Below are 5,742 nucleotides of genomic sequence, written 5' to 3' on the forward strand. Positions count from 1 at the left end.
GCGAGTGTGCGAGTGTGCGAGTGTGCGAGTGTGCGAGTGGCAGTTACATAAGGGAGAAAAGTAACGACAACTTACTTTACCTCCCAATGTAACTAAATCATAGCGCCTAGGGACCAGCCTAAGACATGGAGATGCTCCGAGTCACTGGTATGAGTTAATATTAACACAAATATTGGATATGTCTATTACCACATCTACACAAGAGGCTGCTTATTTTCAATTTCAAGAGTGGAGCAGGTAGAGTAGGAACTCCCCCTTATAAGTCTCTCTTAACAACTCAACTGTTTCTCAATTGCTAGAGCTGATGACTTTTGTAGGGGCTCAACCGTGCCAAGGTGACGAGATGTAAGATCACTTTCTACAATGTTTTCTTGTTCGTATACTCTAGTCAAAAAATCAACTTTATCTTGAATAACATATAAATTTGAAAGATCTTTGTGGCGGCTTAATGATACATAGGAATTAACAGGATCCATCCCTGCATCTCCGTATACAAATGTGCTTCCATCTACTGTAACACCTTGAGAGCTATAAACAGTCAATGCGTATGCATGACACAGGTAAGCTCCCTTTTCATCAGCGTAATCTGAAGCTAAAAATGACAACAAACGCCCATCATCCGCCTTTACTGTTAGTTCGGCATCAAGATCTTTTGTTGATCGAATAGTGGTGATAGTCCCCAATGTTCCATTAGATACTTTCAAATCTCGATAGTCATTGCGACAAAATTTGATCCTATCACCTTTAGAGAATTCGGTTTTGAAGGTTTTCCCAGCAACACTACAGTTCAACTCTACATTCTCTTGCCCTACTCGGCCTTCAGATATATGAATATCACGTATGAGTTTGCTTAGCTCTTGGACATCACTCCATTTTTGAGCAATAACAAGTGACTTCTTGTTTGGATGAGTCTTTTGAAAGTTATGCCAATCTTCGACTAGCATCTTCTTTGCAGTCTCTTGATCCTCCCCAAAGTGCAAGCAACCTCTATCATTCAAGGTATTGAACGCTTTTTCCATGTGACCATCTCGTAAGTCTGCGACGACCAGACGCGCCCATTCAGTCCGCTGTCTTTTGATGGTTTCTATTCGAGTGGTTCCGATTATTTCTGGTTTGGATAGATACTTAAGAGCACCGCCACGGTTGATGGCATCTAATTGTTTGTCTTCTCCTGTCAGAATAATTTTACAATTAGCTTGCTCTGCACAATGAGTGATTTTTTGAAAGTCTGTACTGGGTAACTGACCCGCTTCATCAATCACTAGCACATCAAGATTAGAAAGCGGATTCACTCCGCCGACTATCTTACTGGTCAATGATGCAATGGTTACGGATTCAATACCCGTCTCTTGTAGTAGGTTATCCGCAGCTCGTTTAGCGATACTCGCTCCCTGCACTCGATACCCTTTATTTTGAAAGGCATGATTTGCGGCCAGCATTGCAGTTGTTTTCCCTGCACCTGCACTGCCTTGGATAATCGAAAAATCTCCACCTAACAACATAGAGAATGTTGCTTCTAACTGTTCATCATCAAACTTAAAACCAAGTTGATTCTCTGCAGACTTAATAGCATCTGTTATTTCTGACTCATTTATCTTTTTAGTGTGCCTGCTAGCGAGCGCTTTAGCTGATTGAACCATCATGCGTTCACAAGCCAAAACCGACTCCGTAGTGTATTTTGGTTCAAACCCCCTTTCAGCTGGTAACTCAACTACCTCTGAATCTTTTAGCAACCGCTTTGTTACGCTCTCTACCACACTCGCATTTATACCTGAAACCACAGAATCTATAGCAATTTGGTAAAACAAGTCTTGAGGTTTGAAGATTGCTTTTTTGTCAGTAATCGAAAGAAGAGAGCGATCTTCATTCAATTCATTCAAACAAGCTTGTTTATGTGAACATATCTGGTTTAAGCGCTCTTTAGAAAAGCCTAGTTTATCCATTTCACTTTGCCAGCTTTCTAGAAGAGCATGGTGATCTACTAAGCCTTTATCTTTCCTAGTATCAAGTTTTATTAAATCGCCCGCTTTACTTGCACTGCTCTCGATTCCCTGTTTTCTCAATTCCTCACGAATCGATTTTGATCTTTTTGAAAAGTGTTCACATAGCTCTTTATCAACACCAGAGACATGAAATGAATCTTCATCCCTTTCGATTTGAAAACCAAGCTGTCTCATCTGCGCAGCTAATTCCGCTCGATATAACGCACCGACCGCTTTTTGCCACTGATAGATTTTACGGGAATCAATGCTCCCCCATGAATCATCTTCTCGTGGGGCGACGTTACAGATAACAGCGTGTGTGTGAAGTTGTGGGTCTTGCTCCCGCGATGTACAGTGGTTAAAAGTTGCAACCACTAACCCAGCAGTTCGCTCTAATGTCTCGCCAGCTTTGCCTCGCCTTGTAAATGATGCATAACGCTCAAGTGCATCAATTCCTCGTTTTGCCGCTATCGTTTGGGCTTCCTGAATTTTTGATCTTAAATTGTCATCTGCTCTCGCCCAAACAACAGAGACAGATTTAGGCGCGCTAAACGTGCAATCCCAACCTAACCGACGTTTATCTGAATATGCATTCTGAACAAGAGGAGCGCCCGAAGGCGCTCCTCCATTTATCAAATCCTCTAAGGACTCCTTTTCTACGGTTTTACCGTGCAACTTTAGACTACGACACCCTATACCATACCATTCTCCAGGTGGTTCACCTGAACCCAAGTAGTAGTCTTCGGCTGCGAGGTTGGTATAGTATGAAATCGTTCGAATAGGAGAGACTGTCAGCATTAAGAACGCTCTCCAAATAATCGGTTGCCTGAGCTAACTGTTTTGGTTTTTGGTCTAGACGTAACCCAATCTGCAAGCACCTGCTCTTTCACTACTTTTTTCCTCTTAAAATAAGGCCAAGTTAGACGAAATATATAGTTCCAACTAGGTACTAAAAGGAAACCCGTTACGCCCGTTTTACTTGGCATATCAAGTTGAGTAAGATCACGCTCTTCGACTACAAGCTCTTCACACCGCGACCATGTTCTATCTCCAATGTGCGTGGAAGGGCGATCTACCACTTTAGTTCCGAAGGCATTCGAAACATATTCTGACTCTCTACCAGCGCTCCCTATACGTAATGACACAAGAGTAGAAAGTAGGTTAAGGATAGTATCCGCGTCGTGATCACCATAAATAGACTTAATTTGAGAAATTGATTGAGTTCCTAGAACGGTTCTTCCACCTCTAGATCTAGATAACTCCAACCATTGAATTAGGTCTGGATTTGCAGGTAAATTAGCCATCTCATCAATAAATAACCATGTAGGGAGTGCACCTTCTTGAGTTTGAACTAAAAAATAGGTTGTCATTAGGGATATAAGCGCATTGCAAACTGGTGCCCCTATTGAATCAAAACGCTCATCAGACTGAACAATAATGGTCTGCGGACACTTCTTGTCTTTTGATGCTATCCAGTCTCGAATTGAAAATTTGCTCTGGTCACTACCTGCCCATGCCTGAGCAAGAGTCTCAATCCAAGCCAATTCAGAAATTAGGTTTACATAAAAGCCTTGTGTCGTCTTAGAATTCTCGACAACAAAAGAAGATGCGATTGGGTAATGCTGTTCTAATAATGACTGCATTTCATTTTGAGGCACTTTGAGACGCTGTGCTATTTCATTCCACCCCCAATGGCCTCCTTCATTGAGTAGAGATATCAACATACCTGCGAAAATTAGCCTCGCGCCTTTGATCCACATTTGATCATGTGAATTCAATATCGGGATCAAATTATCGGCGACTGTTTTTGCGTCGTCATGATTCCGTATATCTCTTGCTATATCCCAAACTCTAGATCGTTTATCCCATGGGGCTATCAATATTGCTCTTTTGTCTAGAAAGTATGGTGTGAATTCACGTTTCTTATCAAAGATAAAAGCTCTTTCACCAGATAGAATTACCTGATATATAATCGGTAAAATCACTGCTGTTTTACCAGACCCCGTAGTACCCAACACACCTATATTTGACTGTTCAATTTTTTTAGTTATATGAAATTCAGGGTGGATTTTAATGCCCCTACTTTTTCGACCTTCGTTCTTGATCGATTTTTTAGCGCACTTCTTCGCAAACTTAATTGCCTTACTAGCGGCATATAGTCTTTTACCTTCGACATGATGACTAATATCATTTCCACCATCTTCCCAACAAATTTTCTTTGTTAATTTGTATGACGAAAAAAGTGAAATTAGAAAAGGAATTAAAATATGCAAATAGAAGTGAAGATATAGCCCGTTTTTTTCAATCCACCCCCAGTAGTAGTTCCAGTCAGAACCACTACCTAATTTTAACAAACTCTTAATAAGGCTAATAAAGAACTTTGAATGGTCATCAAAGCTTCCCCATCCGGAAAACCAATTCCAAGTAAAGTATACCTGTACAGCATAAGTGAGAAAGAACGTAAGTCCGAAAAAAATTAAGATGCTTTCATAGTCCTGAGTTTTTTGATTTGGTGTAGATCTCATTAATATTTACCTCCGTTCAAACGTAGTTTGACCATTTCACGTTCATGGTCAGATAAGTTCGCTACTGCGCACACTATAGAAAATGTTCTGCTAGTGATTTTTCGCTCAAGCTCCAGCAGATTTTGATCAAGTGACTTCTGCTCTGAGTGCTCAGTAATAATCTGGCGTACGTGCTCTGCAACAGACTCATTTTTTATCTCAGCATCATTAACAATGCTGTTATAATCCGAGTTAGACAGACGCACTGTGATTGCTCTATGTAGATTTTTTTTAGACATAAGAATCCCTTGAGCGTGATTTCACTGAAATCCGCTTTAATAAGTTGAATTAATTGAGTTTTTTATACCGAACTAGCGAAATCGATTCGCACCCTGAAATCAGCTAAAAAGGCCGAATATCAAGTTCTCTGTATGAAATCAACGGACAGTTGAACGCATCGTCAGGTGCGATGGGGTCTGATAGAAAACCAGTAAACTTAGTCATTAATTAGCTCTTCCGAATTTGATACTGTACGACGATCAAGAAATTCTTCTATATCACTTATTCGATACATCACCCGACGCCCCACTTTCACATAAGGTAATCCATAGCGGCCGTTGGATGCCCACGCGCTTAACGTTTGATGGCGTACACCCAAAAAATCAGCCGCTTCAATACGACTCATTAGACCTCTTTTTTCATTAGTAGAAATGAAGTTCGATTTATCTTTTTCTTTCATCACCTAAGTCCTCGTTGTTAGACAGCTATAGACTACTCATGATAATTTCTTGGAGCACGTGAGAAAGTTTACAAAAAAGTGACCACGAGAAGCTTATCAATGAAAAAACCAGAAAAATTAAGTGAATTAAAAGAAAACCTACGACTTGACATTCATAAGTTACGCACTAGATTTTTTGAAGAATATAGTGAAAAACATAAAATAAGCGTTAGAAACAATGAAAACCTTATTAGAATTGAGGAGTGTTGTTCGAGTGAAAATTTCAAATTATCCTTTCATCAAAACTCAGGGAAAAATTCATTATTACGATTACTACAAGAAATATTTTTAGAAAATTTCTTAAAATATGAAGAAAAATTAAAAGAATCAGGAGCCTTTCCTAAAATATTTTTTGAGGATTACGATGTAAACTTTGATAACATCGAACGAATAAATAAAACATTACAAGATAATCATTTTTGGTCTTATGAAACATGGACAAAGCAAAATAGCGAAAAAATAATTGAATTAATGGAAG

General features: G+C 39.6%; 5 protein-coding genes. 1 reads left to right on the forward strand and 4 read right to left on the reverse strand.

Annotated elements, in window-relative coordinates:
* Positions 1 to 269 precede the first annotated feature (269 nt).
* From mobF to JHD45_RS22065, 4 genes are all read right to left on the reverse strand, one after another.
* Positions 270 to 2,780, reverse strand: a complete 2,511-nt coding sequence (gene mobF, locus JHD45_RS22050) for a MobF family relaxase (protein WP_199478751.1) — start codon at positions 2,778 to 2,780, stop codon at positions 270 to 272.
* Positions 2,780 to 4,507, reverse strand: a complete 1,728-nt coding sequence (locus JHD45_RS22055; protein WP_199478752.1) for a type IV secretion system DNA-binding domain-containing protein — start codon at positions 4,505 to 4,507, stop codon at positions 2,780 to 2,782. Before JHD45_RS22055 ends, mobF begins: the two co-directional genes overlap by 1 nt.
* Positions 4,507 to 4,785, reverse strand: coding sequence for a hypothetical protein (locus JHD45_RS22060; protein ID WP_199478753.1), 279 nt, complete (start codon positions 4,783 to 4,785; stop codon positions 4,507 to 4,509). The genes JHD45_RS22055 and JHD45_RS22060 overlap by 1 nt, the downstream gene beginning before the upstream one ends.
* 197 nt (positions 4,786 to 4,982) lie before the next feature.
* Positions 4,983 to 5,171 (reverse strand): helix-turn-helix domain-containing protein, encoded by a 189-nt coding sequence (locus JHD45_RS22065; protein ID WP_199478754.1) that lies wholly within the window; start codon positions 5,169 to 5,171, stop codon positions 4,983 to 4,985.
* 153 nt (positions 5,172 to 5,324) lie between these two features.
* Between JHD45_RS22065 and JHD45_RS22070 the strand changes: the two genes are divergently transcribed.
* Positions 5,325 to 5,742 (forward strand): hypothetical protein (locus JHD45_RS22070; RefSeq protein ID WP_199478755.1); only part of this gene is annotated, 418 nt, incomplete at its 3' end.

It is taken from the genome of Marinomonas spartinae, assembly GCF_016461715.1.
Classification (GTDB): domain Bacteria; phylum Pseudomonadota; class Gammaproteobacteria; order Pseudomonadales; family Marinomonadaceae; genus Marinomonas; species Marinomonas spartinae_A.

Coding starts and splice junctions, on each gene's coding strand:
- mobF (WP_199478751.1), bottom strand. CDS start 2,780: ATGCTGACAGTCTCTCCTATTCGAACGATTTCATACTATACCAACCTC.
- JHD45_RS22055 (WP_199478752.1), bottom strand. CDS start 4,507: ATGAGATCTACACCAAATCAAAAAACTCAGGACTATGAAAGCATCTTA.
- JHD45_RS22060 (WP_199478753.1), bottom strand. CDS start 4,785: ATGTCTAAAAAAAATCTACATAGAGCAATCACAGTGCGTCTGTCTAAC.
- JHD45_RS22065 (WP_199478754.1), bottom strand. CDS start 5,171: ATGAGTCGTATTGAAGCGGCTGATTTTTTGGGTGTACGCCATCAAACG.